Genomic DNA, 17202 nt, shown 5'->3' on the forward strand with positions numbered 1-17202 from the left:
CTCGACCTGGCTCAGGCGCGCTTCGCCACCGAAAGCTCGTCATGCCGGGCCTTGTCGCTGAGCGCGCCGCCGCGGCGCATGCTGAGCAAGGCAAGGCCAAGGATCACCAGCGCGGAGCAAAGCTGCGGCACCGCGCTGGTCTGGAACAGCGACGGGACGCTCCAATGCGCGGCGAGCATCAGTCCGCCGACAGTCACGCCGAGAATCGAGCCTAAACGGCCGATGCCGAGCGCCCAGCCGATCCCGGTGGCGCGGATATAGGTCGGATAGAGCCGCGCCGCATAGGCGTTGCAGCCGATCTGGCCGCCGATGACCGCGACGCCTGCAATGAAGACCGCCGGCACCAGGATCGGCAGCACGGCTCCGGCAAATCCGATGGTCACGATCGAGACGAAGCCGGCGACATAGGTCAGGAACAGGACACGATGGAAGCCGAGCCGCTCGATCAGCAATCCGAGCGCGACCGTGCCGACCATTCCGCCGAGCTGGAACGCGATGCCGACGGCGATCGCGGCCTCGACGTCGAGGCCGACGCCATGCGTCAGCGTCGGCAGCCAGCTGTTGAGGAAGTAGATGTCGAGCATGTTCATGAAGAACATGATCCACAACAGCAATGTCGGGACGAGCCGCCGGTTGGCGAAGAGCTGCGGCAACAGGAATCCCTTGCCGCTTTCCTCGATCACGGTGAAGCGTGCGTCATCCGCGAACTTTGCCGACGGGTCGATCTGCCCCAGCAGTGAGCGGACGCGGCCATCGTTGCGCTCGTCGAGCGCCAGCAGCGACACCGATTCCGGGAGCCATACAATCAGGACCGGGCAGAGCAGCAGCGGAAGCACGCCACCGATCACGAAGATGCCCTGCCAGCCGTAAGCCGAAATCAGCCTGGCCGCGACCGAACCGCCGATCGCCGATCCCAGCGACACCGTCATGAACATCAGCATGATCAGCAGCGTCCGGCGGCGCTGCGGTGAATACTCGCCGGTCAGCGCGATCGCATTCGGCAGGACGCCACCAAGACCGAGGCCGGTCAGGAAGCGCAGCACCACCAGGTCTTGAACGCTTCCGGCCCTGCTGGTGGCCAGCGAGCCAAGCGCAAAGACGACCACGCCCGCAATCACCAGCCATTTGCGGCCGAAATAGTCGGCCAGCGCGCCGAACAGCAGCGAGCCGATCATCACGCCGAACAACGACGCGCCGAAGACAGGACCAAGCGCGCCGGGCGCCAGATGCAGGTCCTTGCTGAGCGCCGGCGCGACGAAGCCGAGCGCCTGGGCATCGAAGCCGTCGAGCCCGATCACGAGGGCACACAAGCAGATCACGCGGACCTGGAAGGCCGAAAGCGGACGGTCGTCGATGTAACGGCCGATGTTGATCGTCTGCGCCAAATCTCCCTCCCCCTGTATTTCGCTTTTCCGACGATATCAGCCGCTTGGCATGGCGCGATCTTGGTCAGAATTATCTTGCACACCCCAACTCTTTCGATTAGCCACAAAATTCTCATAAATTCATGAGGCTGGCTTATGAATCCGACCATGCGGCAGCTCGAGGCGCTGGTCCTGGTCTATCGCCTCGGCAGCATCACGAAGGCGGCGGCCGAGCTGCGCGTCACGCAGTCGGCGATCAGCCTCCTCATCCGGCAGATCGAGGAGAACTTCCAGGTCAAGATGTTCGATCGGACGACGCGCGCACTGCACCCGACGGCTGCGTGCAGGGAAGCGATCCCCGCGGCGGAACGAATCCTGTCGAGCGCACGAGGATTAGCGCAGCATATGCGCGACCTCGTCGAAGTCAGGTCGGGGCGGATCGCGCTCGCGGTCTCCGCCGGCGTGGCCTCGGCCCTGCTGCCGCGCATCCTGGCCAGATTTCGGTCCCGTTTTCCCGAGGTCAGGATCGATCTGTTCGATGTCGCTCCGGACGAGCTGCTGCCGTTCGTCATGGCCGGCCACGCCGACTTCGGTATCGGCAGCTTCGAGGACGATGGCACCTCGGAGGCGCGGATCGAAACGCTGATGGAAAGCCCGCTCTCGGCGATCGGAATCAAGAACGGCCGGTTCGAGAAGCGTCGGCGCCTGACCTGGGAGGAGCTCGCCACCTCCGACCTGATCACCATGCGCCGCGGAACGCGAATCCGGACCCAGATCGACGAAGCCTTGGCGCAGACGGGCCAGGAGCTCAAGCCGGCCCTTGAAGTCTCGCTCATTACGACTGCCCTGGCATTGACCGCGGAGGGTGCCGGAATCAGCATTCTGCCGGCGCATATGCTGCCCAAGGCGCAGTTTCCTACCCTTGCGGCCGTTGCACTGAGCCAGCCGATCGTCAAACGGCATGTCTCGCTGCTCAGCCGGGCCGACTTTACACTCTCGCCCGCAGCCGAACAGTTCGCCGAAATCGCCAGGCGCGCCTTGTCGACGCGATGAGGACCTGAGCGCGCTGACGCTTCATCCCGATCAGATCGCTCGTTAAGCCTTCACCGATCCAGGCGTGTACTCATCAAATCCGCCACGTCCGCTCTGCCTCTAGAAGCGACCGAGCAGCGGAAATCGATCTACGTCAGCTTTGGCCAAAACCCGACTTGATCCAGTCCAGCTGTTTCGGTTCAAGTCATGTACCGCTCTGCGAGAGTCGGTTGCATTGCGCTGTTGCGAAACACTTTGATCTGCGCGTCCGTAAGTTCGCTGAACAAGGCGGGATTAGCAAGTGCAGGAATACAAACGACCTCTCGGCGCGAAAGTGCCGATAGCGAAGCGGTGACGACGTCTTCGGCCGTCATCGCAGGGGGAAGTTTGCTGGTGTCGATGCCGTGCGCGACATGAAATTCAGTGCTGACCCGGCCCGGCAGACAAGCCTGGACATCGACTCCGGTGCCTTCCAGCTCGCCTGCCAGCGCCTGAGTAAAGGCCAAAATAAAGGCCTTTGCGCCAGCGTAGGTCGCGCGCGATGGCAGCGGGTCTGGCGGCAGCACAGCGCTGATGGCAAGCAGGGACGCCACATTAATGATCGCACCTTTGCGTCGTCGAACCATCCCCGGCAGAGCCGCTCGCGAAAGCCGCGCAACCGCTCGCACATGAATGTCGACTAGATCGTCAATGACCTCAGGATCGTTTGACACAAACGGCCGATAACCCGCAAAGCCTGCATTGTTGATCAGCAAGCTGAGCGCTTCGTCGCCACCGGCCAGCGTCTCGACTCTAGCCAAAGCCTGCTTGTCTGTCAGATCGGCGCAAACGACCTCGGCAGCTATGCCGTTTCCTCTCTTCAGTTTCTCCGCCAGATCAACAAGTCGGTCGCGCCGACGCGCCACCAGAATGAGATCATAGCCTTCACGCGCCAGTCGTTCCGCGTACACCATCCCTATTCCGGACGATGCGCCAGTAATAAGAGCCCGGCGACCACTTGCAACGGCATCGCTCATTGCAACCTCCCTGCGTGGGGTGATGATATGTGACTGCTTTGTCCACCCGGGGTCAACTGGCTCTTGGCGGCCGCATGCCCTCGGTCGGGTGATCTTGCGGAAGCAGACGTCGGCGCGCTCCCGGCTGAGGTCAGCCAGGGGCCAAAGGGCGACATTCCCGTGCCGCCAATGAGCATCAAGCAGCACGCGCGCGGCCGCACGAAGTGCTAGAGTAGAAAATTGCGCACTTCCTCCTGGAAAATAGGTGCGCCGGGATCCTGCGATAGCAACATATGATTTTGGCCAGGCAGCGAGACGAATCTTGCGCCCGGAATTTCCGCGGCCATATCTCGGCCCAAAGAGATTGGAACCCTGCGGTCGTCTCGAACATGCATCACGAGCGTAGGGGCCTTAATTTGCTTGAGGAGGGGCCGGACGTCGAAATTCGCTACAGTTTCGAGGTAACGTACCGCACACTCCGCCGAGGCGCTGAGACGCTGAAGCTCATTGAAGGCGTCGACCTGTTCTTTGGTGGCGCTTGGTAACATCGAGGATGTAAAGAGCTGCCGGAAGGTCGGCTCATCCGCGCCCCAACCCAGCTTCATCAGTGTTTTCATTGCCGCGAACCGCTCCCGATCGGCGGCCGAAAGATTTGGATTGTTATTGGCGCCGACCGCAAACCCACCATAGAGGATCAGGTGCGTTACGCGCTCCGGATGCCGGACCGCAAACGCAATCGAAACGGCGCAGCCCTGCGAGAACCCGAGAAGCGGAAACTTGTCGAGCCCGGCCGCGTCGGCCACGCTTTCCATGTCCCTGACCCATGCGTCAAGCGAGAGCTCGCCGACGTCCCAGTCCGAGAGGCCGTTGCCGCGAGCATCGTAACGGACGAGCGTGAATGAAGATGCAAGCCCGAGCAGAAAATCACGGTAGAGCGGAAGATCCCAGTCATACTCGAGGTGGCCAAGCCAATGCGCCGATCTCAATAAGCCTGGTCCACTTCCAACCTTCGCATAGGCCAACCGCACTCCATCAATGGCCCTGCAATAGCGGATGGTCTGTTTGAGATTTGCTGCCGATAGGACACGCGCTGCGGGCGAGCCGCCCTTGCCCAGATCGATGGCATAGACTTCGATCGGTCGCGCGATGTTCTTGAGGTTCTGCCGGCCCAGCTCGCGAAAGGGAAGCTTTAGCTTGCCATCGATCTGATCAAGGACCTGCCGGGAAATGCAGATGCCGCCCCGCACCGCCATGCCTTCCAACCGCGCGGCGACGTTGACGCCGTCTCCAAAAATATCGCCCTCATCTTCAATGATGTCACCGACGTTAATCCCTACGCGGAATTCAATACGTCGATCGGGAGGAATACTCGCGTTCCTGGTGACCATCCCGCGCTGAACTTCGACAGCACACTTCACTGCTTCAACGGCGCTCGAAAACTCCACGAGCATTCCGTCACCAGTCGTTTTAATAAGACGCCCGCGGTGGGACTTGAGCTTGTGATCGACCAGCTCCCGGCGGTGCGCTTTCAATCCGGCAAGAGTGCCTTCCTCGTCATCGCCCATAAGCCGTGAATAGCCGGCTACGTCAGCTGCCAGGATTGCTGCCAGCCGGCGCTCGACGCGCGCGTGAACCACGAAAGTGTCCTCCGTCACATAGCCCAAGCAAATCATATGCAATGGAATGGCGCCAGTAAAAACCCCTCGTTAGCCGCGGCCTGACGTATCCGCTTCAGGGGTAATGGCGTCGAGCATGATGTCCTGTTTCTCATGCCAACCGACTTACCTACGTAAATCGCGGCGCCGATTCAAATGGGGAAGACTTGGTCCGTAGGACATGAGGCCGCCAGCCTCGACAAAGTTCCTGCTGAAGAAGACCGCCGGCAGTCGATGCTCTGCCGCAAGGTCGGCGAGGCGTCGTCGCTCAAGTGAGAACAGAGGTGTTGGCCATACGACCAAAGCACCCGCGCCCCGCACGTCGCGGATCGATTTCGCTGTGCTTCGCATCGCACCAAAATCGGTTGGCCGATGTCCGCTCAGGGTCCAAAATCGGCGGTCCAGATCGCTGCAATCAGTTTCCGCTCTACAACCGACAGCCGACGTCCCAACGAGCATTCCGCTGGACAGCGATGGGCTAACTGCAGACCTCGGCGCCCCAGAGGTGCGTCAGGATCGAACTGGCTGCCCGATCCCAAGAAGATTGCCTACGCTGTCGCGGAACACGCGCCTCGTTCACCGATACCCTTGCTGGCGTAATTCCCGGCTATTTCGGCTATCCCATCGACCGTCTTCAGACCGGGCAGGTCATACTCGTCGAACTTGACGCCCCGCGCACGAAGCTCGCGCACCGTTGTATAGATATAATCGACTTCCCAGCCCATCTGCGTGCGTGTGCCGGGTTGCGCTCCGGGCGAGATGAATATCGCAAACTCGCCCGCTGCGCAGACGTAGCGCAGTCCACCTTGAGTCGGCAGGGCTCGCTACTGCCAGCGCCTGCCATGTACGAATATTTGGGAACGACTGCCGGTCCAGCCACTTGGCTGAGACATGAAGGACGAGCCAGTCGTTCTATTTCCCGGAATGCTCAAGCCCCTGCGGCTCGCGCGTGTCTATGGTTTTCTCGTCGAACGTAATGACGGTCTTCATCATCCCGGCGGTAATCAGCCCGTGTGCTCCCTGCCCTTGGCACAGAGAATGGTCGAAGGTGGCTGGCTCGTGAAGCGCGGTTTTCGCTATGAGCCCACGGAGCAAGGTCTGCACGCGGCAGAATGACGCTGGCCTCACAGGCCAGTAGAAGCGGCGACCGTTTCGAGCGGTAGGCAAGGCATTCGAATTTGCGATGCAGCATAGTCCAACCCTCTTGCCGCATCATAAATCCGCGAATAAGTTCGGCTCCCTTTGTAAAAAGTTGGGTAGCTGGGATGAGCGGTTTTCAAGCCAAGTTAGAGCGTTATGAGAGCCTTGCTGCTGAATGCCAAAGGACTGCTAGGACGGCAAATGAGAGCAATCGGGGCTTTTATTTGAGAGCGAGCGAGCACTATCGCCAATTGGCGGATGAGGTCCGTGCTCTGATTGCGACGTTCGACCTCGCAGCCTAGCCCCCGCCGGAGAACTACGGGTCCGGTTCCTCTTTCGGAGTTGGCTGGTGGGCGTCGTCAGAGAGGAAGGCGCTCATTGAGCCGGTCCGGACTACCATTTCAAGCTGCTCGGCAAGCACTTTGAAATGCTCCGCCATTTTGGCGAATGTCTCGCGCTTCGCACGGCTCGTCGCCAAATCGCGGATCATCTCGCATTCCGCGATTTGCGTTTTGAGCTTCTCCAAATGCGCCTTAATGTCTTCCATGCGAGTTTCCCTGCAAGGACGGGCTCACTGAGGGATGATGCGCAACGCTAGGCCCCTTTTGGCACAGCGTACAGCGGATGCTCCGGAGTGGGTTAAGGCCCCGTGAGTGCAGAAGTGAACTTACCGGACGATCGTCCGCGCTGCGCCGAACGCGGGGGAGCTTTCCGGGGAAATAATCGCCCGCCTCCGGAGTAGTACCGCCGAAAGGCGGAGCGGTGCCATGGAGGACCGCGAGAGACTTGAACATCAGATCGAACTTGCCACCCGGATAGCGGCGACCACGCTCGACCAGTCAACCGCAAGTCGGTTGAGGCGGTTCGCTGATGATTTGAAGCAGAGGCTATTCCACTCGTCACGGCGACGTAGGATCAGGGCGCGCGCATTTGAACTATGGGAACAGGCTGGACGCCCTACGGGGCGTGACTTCGATTTCTGGCTTCTGGCAGAGACCGAGACCGACCAGCGGAAAGACGAGGATTAGCGGCGCGCTCTGGGGGTCGTTCGCCGTTGTTTGCCAAGCAGCAAAAGCTCGACAATTTCGGAGCAGGCGGGCGCCGGACCAGCTAATGAAAGTCCGCCTTGGGGTCAAAATGCGAAGAACTCAACGTGAGCGAATCCAGTCCGCTATGCTCCGTTGAACGGACCTGAATGGGACGCTACGTGGGCTTGTAGGTAATTCGGCTCTGCAGACGCGTGGGAATATCGATGACAATCCAGCCAAGCAATCTGTTCGCGGATGTGGCGGATGTTTCGGCCGCCAACATAGGAGAAGAGGCGTTCAGCGAAATCCTCGCGCGGCCTGGCTTGAAGATAGAGCGCATTATATCGCAGGGGCAAACTAGTCCGCCGGGCTTCTGGTATGATCAGGCGTGGAACGAGTGGGTGATCGTGCTGAAAGGGCGCGCCACATTGCAGTTCGAACATGAGCTCGCCGCGCGATCGCTGGGCGTGGGGGATTACGTTTTCATCCCTGCAAGGACACGCCATCGCGTCGAGTGGACGGAGCCGCAAGAGCCAACGGTCTGGCTCGCCGTCCATTTCGAGTGAGCGCTTGTCGCAATCGGATCAGCAGAGCGCAGAAATCGACCAGTCTATGGGTCCGGTGATGCACCGCCGTGGATGAGGACCGCTCCCGGGTCCTATGAGTAAGCGCCCTGACCTAGCCGTCGGCGCCCTCAGCTCTTCTCCCGCTTGCCATCCTCCAGCGGCACCACGGTGCCCATTCCCTTGTCCTTGCCTGACATCGCCGACAGCGCCTCGAGCGCCTCTTCGCAGAAATCGGCCACCATCTGCTCGTGCCGCGCGCCGAGGCGAAGCAGCAGCAAATTGCCGAGGTCGAGCCGGCCCTCCGCCGTCCCGTCGGGAAAACGCTTCTTCAGGATGCGCTCGTAATTGGCGTGCCGGTCGCGGTGGTGCTCCAGCCGGTCCATCAGATCGGTGCGGATCGGCTCGATGTCGATGCTGTCGAGCGCATGCAGCCGGACCAGGAGGTCGTCCTTGATCGAGGGCGGGGTGCTCGGCCGCGCGGCCCAGTGCCGCAGCGCTGTTCGGCCCTCCGGAGTCAGCGTATAGATGAGCTTGTTGGGCTTGCCCGTCTGCACGACCTCGCGGCCCTGGATGTAGCCGCGGTCGCGCAGCTTGGAGAGCTCGCGGTAGATTTGCTGGTGGTCGGCCTTCCAGAAGAAGCCGATCGAGGAATCGAACGTCTTGGCGAGCTCATAGCCCGTCATCGGACGTTCCGTCAGGCATGCGAGGATCGCGTCGCCCAGCGCCATGTGACCAGCCTCCCAGTATCCTTGACCAACCAGCTTGACTTTATGCGCATTGGCGCATATGCGTCAATGTGCATATGAGGTGGGGCTCCAGACCCCCGGACAAGCGACCCCTGGCGCTACTGTGCATGGGGTTGTTTTCGCGTTTTTGCCAAAGCCTTTTGGGAGGCACCTGACAATGACCGGCCTCGACTCCTGGTACGCCTACATGAGGTCCCACGACACCAAGGCGTTGTGGGAGCTGCTGCATCCTGACGCGGTGTTCGAAAGCCCTGTGGTGCACACCCCGCAGCGCGGGCGCGACATCACCTTCAAATACCTCGCCAGTGCCGAGAAGGTGCTCGGCGGTCCCGGCTTCAGCTATGTCGGCGAATGGCGCAGCGCCAATGGCGCCGTGCTCGAATTCAAGACCATGATCGACGGCATCGAGATCAACGGCGTCGACATCATCAGCTTCGATAGCGAAGGACGCATCACCCATTTCAAGGTGATGGTGCGTCCGCTCAAGGCCATCAACATGCTGCACCGCCTGATGGCGGAGCAGCTCGCCGCTGCCCAATCCTGATTCAGCATCATCACTTTCCAAGGCCTGCCGGGAGACCACCATGCCGATCTACAAAGCCCCCGTCGAAGACGTGAACTTCCTGCTCAACGACGTCTTCCAGATCGACCGCTACGACAACCTCGCCGGCTTCTCCGATGCCTCGAGCGACGTGCGCGAGGCGATCCTGGGCGAAGCCGCCAAGCTCGCCGAAGAGGTGCTGCAGCCGCTCAATCGCGTCGGCGATCTCGAAGGCTGCAAGCGCGCTGACGATGGCAGCGTCACGACGCCGAAGGGCTTCAAGGAGGCGTTCAAGCAAGTGGCGGAAGGCGGCTGGCTCGGCCTCTCCGCGCCGACCGAGTTCGGCGGCCAGGGGCTGCCGGTGACGCTCAGCCAGGCCGTCAACGAATTCCAGATCTCCGCCAACATGGCATTCTCGATGTATGGCGGCCTCACCATGGGCGCGACCGCCGCGCTGCTGGTGCATGGTTCGCCGGAGCAGAAGCAGACCTACGTGCCGAAGATGATCGCCGGCGAGTGGACCGGCACCATGAATCTCACCGAGCCGCATTGCGGCACCGATCTGGGCATGCTCCGCACCAAGGCGGTGCGCCAGGCCGACGGCTCCTTCAAGATATCAGGCACCAAGATCTTCATCTCGGCCGGCGAGCACGATCTTGCCTCCAACATCATCCATCTCGTGCTGGCCCGCATCGAGGGCGCGCCCGCCGGCATCAAGGGCGTGTCGCTGTTCGTGGTGCCCAAGTTCCTGGTGAACCCGGATGGCTCGGTCGGTGCCCGCAACGGCGTCGTCTGCGGCTCGATCGAGCACAAGATGGGCATCCACGGCAACTCGACCTGCGTGATGAACTACGACAACGCCACCGGCTGGCTGATCGGCGAGGAGAACAAGGGCATGCAGGGCATGTTCGTGATGATGAACGAGGCCCGGCTCGGCGTCGCCGTGCAGGGCCTCGCGCAGTCCGAGGTCGCCTATCAGAACGCGGTGGCCTATGCGCGCGAGCGCATCCAGGGCCGCGCGCTCACCGGCGTGAAGGCGCCGGACAAGCCGGCCGACCCGATCATCGTGCATCCCGACGTGCGCCGCACGCTGCTCTCGATCCGCGCCTTCAACGAGGCCGCCCGCGCCTTCGTGATGTGGACCGCGCTGAAGAGCGACGTCGCCCACCGCTCGGAGGACCCGAAGGACCGCCAGGCCGCCGACGATCACATGGGGCTGATGACCCCTGTGCTGAAGGGCTTTCTCACCGACTACGGCTTCGCCAATGCGGTGCAGGCGCAGCAGATGTATGGCGGCCACGGCTACATCGCCGAGCAGGGCATGGAGCAGTTCGTGCGCGATGCGCGCATCGCCATGATCTATGAAGGCGCCAACGGCATCCAGGCGCTCGACCTGGTCGGCCGCAAGCTGCCGCGCGACGGCGGCCGCGCCATCATGGCCTTCTTCGGCGAGGTCATGGCCTTCGCCAAGGAGAACGGCGGCGACGAGGCGCTGAAGCCCTTCATCACCCCGCTCTCGACCTCGCTCGGCCATCTCCAGCAGGCCACCACCTGGCTGATGCAGAACGCGATGATGAAGCCTGATAATGCGGGAGCCGCCGCAACCGACTATTTGCATCTGTTCGGATTCGTCGCGCTCGGCTACATGTGGGCGAAGATGGCGAAGGTCACGCTGGCCAAGATTGCCGAGGGCGGCGCGACGCCTTATCTCTCGACCAAGCTCGTCACCGGCCGCTTCTTCATGGAGCGGATGCTGCCGGAGACCGCGGCCAATCTCGCGCGGATCCAGTCCGGCTGCGCCACCATCATGGAATTGCCGGCGGAAGCGTTCTGATTTCCGCGCATCAAATTCGAACAACAGATCAGGAGGGCGTCATGCCTGAGGCATTCATCTACGATCACGTTCGCACCCCCCGCGGCCGCGGCAAGGCGGACGGCGCGCTGCACGAAGTCACCGCGCTCGCGCTCGCCACGGTGCCGCTGAAGGCGCTCAAGGACCGCAACAATTTGCCGGAAGATTCCGTCGACGACGTCGTGCTCGGCGTGGTCGATCCGGTCGGCGAAGCCGGCTCCGACATCGCGCGCTTTGCCGCGCTCAAGGCCGGTCTCGGCGAAGCCGTCCCCGGCGTGCAGATCAGCCGCTTCTGCGCCTCCGGCCTCGATGCCGTGAACTTCGCGGCCGCGCAGGTGATGAGCGGCCAGCATGAGCTGGTGATCGGCGGCGGCGCCGAATCCATGAGCCGCGTCGGCATCGGTGCCTCCGGCGGCGCCTGGCCGATGGATCCCTCGATGGCCGTGCCGGCCTATTTCATGCCGCAGGGCGTCTCGGCCGATCTGATCGCCACCAAATACGGCTTCTCGCGCGACGACGTCGATGCCTACGCCGTGCAGAGCCAGCAGCGCGCGGCCAAGGCCTGGGACGAGGGCCGCTTCAACAAATCGGTGGTGCCGGTGAAGGACATCAACGGCCTCACCATCCTTGCCAAGGACGAGCACATGCGTCCCTCGACGACGATGCAATCGCTGGCGCAGCTGCAGCCGTCGTTCACGATGATGGCGCAGATGGGCGGCTTTGACGGCGTCGCGGTGCAGTCGCACCCGGAGATCGAGCGCGTCAATTACGTGCACCACGCCGGCAATTCCTCCGGCATCGTCGACGGTGCCGGTGCCGTCCTGCTCGGCAGCAAGGAAGCGGGTGCCAAATACGGCATGAAGCCACGTGCAAAGATCCGCGCGTTCGCGAATATCGGCTCGGAGCCGGCGATGATGCTGACCGGTCCGGTCGACGTCACCGAAAAGCTGTTCGCACGCTCCGGCATGAAGAAGTCTGATATCGACCTGTTCGAGCTCAACGAGGCCTTCGCCTCGGTCGTGCTGCGCTACATCCAGGCCTTCGACATCGATAACGCCAAGATCAACGTCAATGGCGGCGCCATCGCGCTCGGCCATCCGCTTGGCGCCACCGGTGCGATGATTCTCGGCACTGTGCTCGACGAGCTCGAGCGCACCAACAAATCCACCGCCCTGGTCACGCTGTGCATCGGCGGCGGCATGGGCACGGCGACCATCATCGAGCGGGTGTAACGAGCTGCCGTAGGGTGGGCAAAGTGAAGCGTGCCCACCACCTGTTGCGATCGGAGAAAGACGGTGGGCACGGCGCAAGAGCGCCTTTGCCCACCCTACGAGATCACAGTCAACCGCCGCGCCTGCATTCGGCTGCGGCACGAGGAGCAACCAACATGGCTTACAAGAACTTTAGGGTTGAGACCGATACCGACGGCATCGCGCTCGTCACCTGGGACATTCCCGGCCGTTCGATGAACGTGCTCGACGAGACCTCGACCAGTGAGCTCGAAGCGATCGTCAAGGAGACGACCGCTGACGCCGCAGTGAAGGGCGTCGTCATCACCTCCGCCAAGGAGGCGTTCTGCGCCGGCGCCGACCTGTCCATGCTCGAAGGCATGAACCAGGCCTACGCAAAAGTCCTCAAGGAGCAGGGCGAGACCGCGGCGAACCAGATGCTGTTCGACCAGAGCCGTCGCTTCTCGCAGGTGCTGCGCTCGATCGAAACGTCAGGCAAGCCCTGGGCGGCGGCGATCAACGGCCTCGCGCTCGGCGGTGGCTTCGAGATCACGCTGTGCTGCCACTATCGCGTGGCCGCGGAGAATCCCAAGACGCGTCTCGGCCTGCCCGAGGTCAAGGTCGGCCTGTTCCCCGGTGCTGGCGGCACGCAGCGCGTGCCGCGGCTGGTGCCGCCGCAGGACGCCATGACGATCCTGCTCAAGGGCGATCCCGTTACCATCGACAAGGCGAAGCAGCTCAACCTCATTCATGCCATCGTCCCCGCCGCCGATCTCATCAAGGCCGCGAAGGACTGGATCAAGGGCGGCGGCAAGGCCGTCGCGCCCTGGGACGAGAAGGGCTTCAAGCTGCCCGGCGGCCCGGTGTTTTCCAAGGCCGGCATGATGATGTTCCCGGCCGGCAACGCGATCTATCGCCGCGAGACCTACGACAACTATCCGGCCGCGCGCGCGATCATGAGCTGCGTCTATGAAGGCCTGCAGCTGCCGATCGACGCGGCGCTTCGCGTCGAGTCGCGCTACTTCACCTCGGTGCTGCGCTCCAAGGAAGCGGCCGCGATGATCCGCAGCCTGTTCCTGTCGATGCAGGAGCTCAACAAGGGCGCGCGCCGTCCGAAGGACGTAGCCCCGACCAAGGTGAAGAAGATCGCCGTCATCGGCGCCGGCTTCATGGGCGCCAGCGTCGGCTACGTCTCGGCCCGCGCCGGGCTCGACGTCGTCCTGATCGATCGCGACCAGGAGAGTGCCGACAAAGGCAAGGCCCATGCACAGAAGGTGATCGAGGACCAGATCAAGAAGGGCCGCGCCAAGCCTGATGATGCCGAGAAGCTGCTGGCGCGCATCACGCCGACCGCGGACTACGCGGCCCTGAAGGACGTCGATCTGGTCATCGAGGCCGTGTTCGAGGACCGCAAGGTCAAGGCCGACACCTTTGCCAAGGCGCAGGACTATCTCAAGCCTGACGTGATCTTTGCCTCGAACACCTCGACCCTGCCGATCACGTCCCTGGCCGAGAACTTCAAGGACCAGGGCAAATTCGTCGGCATTCACTTCTTCTCGCCGGTCGAGAAGATGATGCTGGTCGAGATCATCAAGGGCAAGAACACCGGCGATCTCGCGCTCGCGACCGCGCTCGACTATGTCCGCCAGATCGGCAAGACGCCGATCGTGGTGAACGATTCCAGAGGCTTCTTCGCCAATCGCTGCGTCGGCCGCTACGTCGCCGAAGGCAACGAGATGTTCCTCGAAGGCGTGCCGCCGGCGATGATCGAGAACTGCGCCAAGATGGCCGGCATGCCGGTCGGCCCGCTCTCGCTCTCCGACGAGGTCGCGCTCGATCTCGGCCTCAAGATCATGAAGGCCACCGAAGCCGATCTCGGTCCCAACGCCATCAACCCTGATCAGAAGAAGCTGATGGTCGAGATGGTCGAGAAGCAGGGCCGCCTCGGCCGCAAGAACAAGAAGGGCTTCTACGACTATCCCGAGGGCAAGGGTCAGAAGAGCCTGTGGCCGGGTCTCTCCGCGCTGCAGCCGAAGCAGCTCGATCCTGACACGCTCGACGTCGAGGAATTGAAGCAACGCTTCCTGGTGGTGCAGGCGGTCGAGGCGGCGCGCACCGTCGAGGATCACGTCATCACCGATCCGCGCGAGGCGGATGTCGGTTCGATCCTCGGCTTCGGCTTCGCGCCGTTCACCGGCGGCACGCTGTCCTATATCGACTTCATGGGCACGAAGAAGTTCGTCGAGCTCTGCCACAAGCTCGAGGCGAAATACGGCTCGCGCTTCACGCCACCCAAGCTGCTCGAAGAGATGGCGGCGAAGGGCGAGACCTTCTACGGCCGTTTCGCGCCAAAGAAGGCGGCGGCTTAAGGCACTCATAGCCCGGATGAAGCGCAGCGAAATCCGGGAAGAGTTTGTCAGTCGCGAAAGCCCTCCCGGATTGCGCTCGCTCCATCCGGGCTACGAAGAAACAAAAAGGCCGGATCGTCGATCCGGCCTTTCGCGTGTTCGCATCCTGTGCGGGCTCACTTCGCCTGCGCCAGCCCTTCCTTGGTCAGCGCCTCCTGCACCTTCGGCCGCGCGGCGACGCGGGCCTTGTAGGCGGAGAGGTTCGGCATCGCCGAGAGGTCGAACTTCAGTCGCTCGGCCCAGGTCAGCATGGTGAAGAGATAGCCGTCGGCCACCGAGAACTGCTTGCCCATGAGGTAGTCACGGCCGGCGAGCTGGCTGTCGATGTGCTTCAGCTTGCCCATGACGCGGTCCTTGAAGAATGCCTTGGCCTCGTCGTTCAGCACCGGCGAGAACATGGGGCTAAAGCTCTTGTGCACCTCGGAGGTGACGAAGTTCAGCCATTCGAGCAGCTTGTAGCGTTCGGAGCTGTCGCGGGCGGGCGCCAGCGCCTTGGCCGGAACCTTGTCGGCGATCATCTGGACAATGACCGGGCCTTCGGTCACGATCTCACCGTTATCGAGGCCCAGCGCGGGGACCTGACCCTTGGGATTGACCTTCAGATAGTCTTCACCGTTCTCGAGCTTCTTGGCCCGGATATCGACCTTGACCAGCTCATAGGGCAGGTCGGCCTCCAGAAGCGCGATATGGGGCGACAGCGAGCAGGCGCCGGGCGCGTAATACAGTTTCATGGAATTTCCTCCTCTTGAGGCTTGGTAGGGGCGAAAGAACGCCTACATGCACCTGCATGCAATAGTCAAGATTGATGCAGGTGCATCGAGTGGGGTAAGAAGCGGACGACGAGCTTGAGCGAGACCATGAAGCGCAAACCATCAACCGAGGCAACCAGTGCCTGGATCCGCCTGATGCGGGTGCAGAGCCGTGTGCTGGACTGCGTGGAGCAGGACCTGAAGAAGGCCGGGTTCCCGCCACTGGCGTGGTACGACGCGCTGCTCGAATTGTCGCGCGCGCCGAGTGGCGAGTTGCGGCCGGTGGAGCTCGAGCGGCAGATGCTGATCCCGCAATACTCCACCTCGCGGCTGATCGACCGCCTGGTCGACGAGGGGCTCGCCTCCCGGCGTGAATGCAAGATCGACAAGCGCGGCCAGTTCGTCGAGATCACGGAGGCCGGCCGCGAATTGCAGAAGCGGATGTGGGGCGCCTATTCGGCTGCGATCGAGAAATACGTCGGCTCGAAGCTCTCCGACGCCGATGCCGTCAAGCTCAGCGGTCTGCTCGACCGGCTGGGATGCTCGTGCGGCGAGATGAAGCTGCCCGTCGTCAACGTCAACGAAACCACGCCGTCGCGATGACCGCGCGGCAAACCAGCTCGTCCGTGCACCCCAAGGGGTCCGCGGACCATCCCGTCACCCGCGCGCCTTCGATCGAAGCGCCCTTTTGATTAGAGTTTGATATGGCGCGAGACCAGATCGATATGACGCCGCTGCAATCACGCAACGAACTCGTTGCGTGGTTCGAGGCCGGCTGCAAGCACCCGTCCGAATTCCGCATCGGCACCGAGCACGAGAAGACGCCGTTCACGCTCGAAGGCCATCGTCCCGTGCCGTACGAAGGCGCGCGCGGCATCGGTGCGCTGCTCGAAGGCATGAAGCTCCTGCTCGGCTGGGAGCCGATCATGGAGAAGGGCAACATCATCGGGCTCTACGACGTCACCGGCGGCGGCGCGATCTCGCTGGAGCCCGGCGGCCAGTTCGAGCTGTCAGGTGCGCCGGTCGAGAACGTGCACCAGACCCAGAGCGAGCTGATGGCGCACCTGGCGCAGGTGCGCGAGATCGCTGCCCCGCTCGGTATCGGCTTCCTTGGGCTCGGCATGACGCCATCCTGGTCTCGCGCCGACATCCCTGTGATGCCCAAGGGCCGCTACAAGATCATGACCAATTACATGCCGAAGGTCGGTCAATACGGCCTCGACATGATGTACCGGACCTGCACGGTGCAGACCAATCTCGACTTCTGCTCGGAAGCCGACATGGTCAAGAAGCTGCGCGTCTCGCTGGCGCTGCAGCCGGTTGCGACCGCGCTGTTCGCCAATTCGCCGTTCACCGAGGGCAAGCCGAACGGCTTCCTGTCTTTCCGCTCCGAGATCTGGCGCGATACCGACAATGCGCGGTCAGGCATGATGCCGTGGGCGTTCGAGGACGGCATGGGTTTCGAGCGCTATGTCGACTACGCGCTCGATGTGCCCATGTATTTCGTCAAGCGCGGCGAGGAATATATCGACGTGTCGGGCTCCTCGTTCCGAGCCTTCTTCGAGGGCCGCAACAACAACCTTCCCGGCGAGCGTCCGACGTTGTCGGACTGGGCCAATCATCTCTCGACGATCTTTCCCGAGGTGCGGCTGAAGCGTTATCTCGAGATGCGCGGCTCCGACGGTGGCCCATGGGGTCGGCTGCCGGCACTGCCGGCGTTCTGGGTCGGGCTGCTCTATGACGGTGCGTCGCTCGATGCGGCCTGGGATTTGGTGAAGCACTGGACCGCACATGAGCGCCAGGCCCTGCGCGACGATGTGCCGCGCTTCGGCTTCAAGGCCCGGATCAAGGACCGCTATCTGTTCGAGATCGCCAAGGAATGCCTCGTTCTGGCCCA

Annotated in this window: 16 protein-coding genes; 10 read left to right on the forward strand and 6 right to left on the reverse strand. The window is 62.5% G+C overall.

What is annotated here, in order from left to right:
* Nucleotides 1-11: 11 nt before the first annotated feature.
* The gene (locus tag HYH07_RS20325; protein ID WP_220004158.1) at nt 12-1385 is read right to left on the reverse strand and encodes an MFS transporter; all 1374 of its coding nucleotides are present in this window, start codon (nt 1383-1385) and stop codon (nt 12-14) included.
* Nucleotides 1386-1520: 135 nt separating this feature from the next.
* On the opposite strand from HYH07_RS20325, the gene HYH07_RS20330 reads away from it, so the two are divergent.
* On the forward strand, nt 1521-2417 hold the full coding sequence (locus HYH07_RS20330) for a LysR family transcriptional regulator (RefSeq protein WP_220004159.1): 897 nt from the start codon (nt 1521-1523) through the stop codon (nt 2415-2417).
* Nucleotides 2418-2596: 179 nt separating this feature from the next.
* Here the strand turns inward: HYH07_RS20330 and HYH07_RS20335 are convergent, their stop codons facing one another.
* Nucleotides 2597-3412, reverse strand: coding sequence for an SDR family oxidoreductase (locus HYH07_RS20335; RefSeq protein ID WP_220004160.1), 816 nt, complete (start codon nt 3410-3412; stop codon nt 2597-2599).
* Nucleotides 3413-3618: 206 nt separating this feature from the next.
* On the reverse strand, nt 3619-5028 hold the full coding sequence (locus HYH07_RS20340; protein ID WP_312016687.1) for an alpha/beta fold hydrolase: 1410 nt from the start codon (nt 5026-5028) through the stop codon (nt 3619-3621).
* A gap of 909 nt (nt 5029-5937) precedes the next feature.
* Between HYH07_RS20340 and HYH07_RS20345 the strand changes: the two genes are divergently transcribed.
* Nucleotides 5938-6162, forward strand: a complete 225-nt coding sequence (locus HYH07_RS20345; protein ID WP_220004161.1) for a hypothetical protein — start codon at nt 5938-5940, stop codon at nt 6160-6162.
* Between the two features lie 340 nt (nt 6163-6502).
* Here the strand turns inward: HYH07_RS20345 and HYH07_RS20350 are convergent, their stop codons facing one another.
* Nucleotides 6503-6733: a hypothetical protein gene (locus HYH07_RS20350; RefSeq protein WP_220004182.1), complete on the reverse strand. Its 231-nt coding sequence runs from the start codon at nt 6731-6733 to the stop codon at nt 6503-6505.
* 220 nt (nt 6734-6953) lie between these two features.
* On the opposite strand from HYH07_RS20350, the gene HYH07_RS20355 reads away from it, so the two are divergent.
* Both HYH07_RS20355 and HYH07_RS20360 read left to right on the forward strand, forming a co-directional pair.
* Nucleotides 6954-7214: a DUF2934 domain-containing protein gene (locus tag HYH07_RS20355; RefSeq protein WP_220004162.1), complete on the forward strand. Its 261-nt coding sequence runs from the start codon at nt 6954-6956 to the stop codon at nt 7212-7214.
* A 224-nt stretch (nt 7215-7438) separates the two neighbouring features.
* Nucleotides 7439-7780, forward strand: coding sequence for a cupin domain-containing protein (locus HYH07_RS20360; RefSeq protein ID WP_220004163.1), 342 nt, complete (start codon nt 7439-7441; stop codon nt 7778-7780).
* Nucleotides 7781-7908: 128 nt separating this feature from the next.
* Here the strand turns inward: HYH07_RS20360 and HYH07_RS20365 are convergent, their stop codons facing one another.
* A complete protein-coding gene (locus tag HYH07_RS20365; protein WP_220004164.1) occupies nt 7909-8508 on the reverse strand; it encodes a PadR family transcriptional regulator in 600 nt (199 codons plus the stop codon).
* A 175-nt stretch (nt 8509-8683) separates the two neighbouring features.
* On the opposite strand from HYH07_RS20365, the gene HYH07_RS20370 reads away from it, so the two are divergent.
* From HYH07_RS20370 to HYH07_RS20385, 4 genes are all read left to right on the forward strand, one after another.
* Complete coding sequence (locus tag HYH07_RS20370; RefSeq protein ID WP_220004165.1) at nt 8684-9070, forward strand: nuclear transport factor 2 family protein; 387 nt, start codon at nt 8684-8686, stop codon at nt 9068-9070.
* Between the two features lie 40 nt (nt 9071-9110).
* The gene (locus HYH07_RS20375; RefSeq protein WP_220004166.1) at nt 9111-10901 is read left to right on the forward strand and encodes an acyl-CoA dehydrogenase C-terminal domain-containing protein; all 1791 of its coding nucleotides are present in this window, start codon (nt 9111-9113) and stop codon (nt 10899-10901) included.
* 41 nt (nt 10902-10942) lie between these two features.
* Nucleotides 10943-12151 carry an acetyl-CoA C-acetyltransferase gene (locus HYH07_RS20380; RefSeq protein ID WP_220004167.1) on the forward strand — a complete coding sequence of 403 codons (1209 nt, stop codon included), beginning with the start codon at nt 10943-10945 and terminating at the stop codon, nt 12149-12151.
* Between the two features lie 155 nt (nt 12152-12306).
* Nucleotides 12307-14517: an FAD-dependent oxidoreductase gene (locus HYH07_RS20385; protein ID WP_220004168.1), complete on the forward strand. Its 2211-nt coding sequence runs from the start codon at nt 12307-12309 to the stop codon at nt 14515-14517.
* 155 nt (nt 14518-14672) lie between these two features.
* On the opposite strand, the gene gstA is transcribed toward HYH07_RS20385, so the two are convergent.
* The gene (gene gstA / locus HYH07_RS20390) at nt 14673-15287 is read right to left on the reverse strand and encodes a glutathione transferase GstA (protein ID WP_220004169.1); all 615 of its coding nucleotides are present in this window, start codon (nt 15285-15287) and stop codon (nt 14673-14675) included.
* A 126-nt stretch (nt 15288-15413) separates the two neighbouring features.
* Here gstA and HYH07_RS20395 point away from each other — a divergent pair, with 126 nt between their 5' ends.
* Nucleotides 15414-15908, forward strand: a complete 495-nt coding sequence (locus HYH07_RS20395) for a MarR family winged helix-turn-helix transcriptional regulator (protein ID WP_057746026.1) — start codon at nt 15414-15416, stop codon at nt 15906-15908.
* Between the two features lie 101 nt (nt 15909-16009).
* Nucleotides 16010-17202 (forward strand): glutamate--cysteine ligase (locus HYH07_RS20400; RefSeq protein ID WP_220004170.1); only part of this gene is annotated, 1193 nt, incomplete at its 3' end.

The sequence above is a fragment of the Bradyrhizobium sp. BR 10261 genome (genome assembly GCF_019455395.1).
Taxonomy (GTDB): Bacteria; Pseudomonadota; Alphaproteobacteria; order Rhizobiales; family Xanthobacteraceae; genus Bradyrhizobium; species Bradyrhizobium manausense.

Excerpts from the sequence above, each read along its gene's own strand:
- HYH07_RS20330 (WP_220004159.1), top strand. The coding sequence starts at position 1,521 with ATGAATCCGACCATGCGGCAGCTCGAGGCGCTGGTCCTGGTCTATCGC.
- HYH07_RS20335 (WP_220004160.1), bottom strand. The coding sequence starts at position 3,412 with ATGAGCGATGCCGTTGCAAGTGGTCGCCGGGCTCTTATTACTGGCGCA.
- HYH07_RS20345 (WP_220004161.1), top strand. The coding sequence starts at position 5,938 with ATGAAGGACGAGCCAGTCGTTCTATTTCCCGGAATGCTCAAGCCCCTG.
- HYH07_RS20350 (WP_220004182.1), bottom strand. The coding sequence starts at position 6,733 with ATGGAAGACATTAAGGCGCATTTGGAGAAGCTCAAAACGCAAATCGCG.
- HYH07_RS20355 (WP_220004162.1), top strand. The coding sequence starts at position 6,954 with ATGGAGGACCGCGAGAGACTTGAACATCAGATCGAACTTGCCACCCGG.
- HYH07_RS20360 (WP_220004163.1), top strand. The coding sequence starts at position 7,439 with ATGACAATCCAGCCAAGCAATCTGTTCGCGGATGTGGCGGATGTTTCG.
- HYH07_RS20365 (WP_220004164.1), bottom strand. The coding sequence starts at position 8,508 with ATGGCGCTGGGCGACGCGATCCTCGCATGCCTGACGGAACGTCCGATG.
- HYH07_RS20370 (WP_220004165.1), top strand. The coding sequence starts at position 8,684 with ATGACCGGCCTCGACTCCTGGTACGCCTACATGAGGTCCCACGACACC.
- HYH07_RS20375 (WP_220004166.1), top strand. The coding sequence starts at position 9,111 with ATGCCGATCTACAAAGCCCCCGTCGAAGACGTGAACTTCCTGCTCAAC.
- HYH07_RS20380 (WP_220004167.1), top strand. The coding sequence starts at position 10,943 with ATGCCTGAGGCATTCATCTACGATCACGTTCGCACCCCCCGCGGCCGC.
- HYH07_RS20385 (WP_220004168.1), top strand. The coding sequence starts at position 12,307 with ATGGCTTACAAGAACTTTAGGGTTGAGACCGATACCGACGGCATCGCG.
- gstA (WP_220004169.1), bottom strand. The coding sequence starts at position 15,287 with ATGAAACTGTATTACGCGCCCGGCGCCTGCTCGCTGTCGCCCCATATC.
- HYH07_RS20395 (WP_057746026.1), top strand. The coding sequence starts at position 15,414 with ATGAAGCGCAAACCATCAACCGAGGCAACCAGTGCCTGGATCCGCCTG.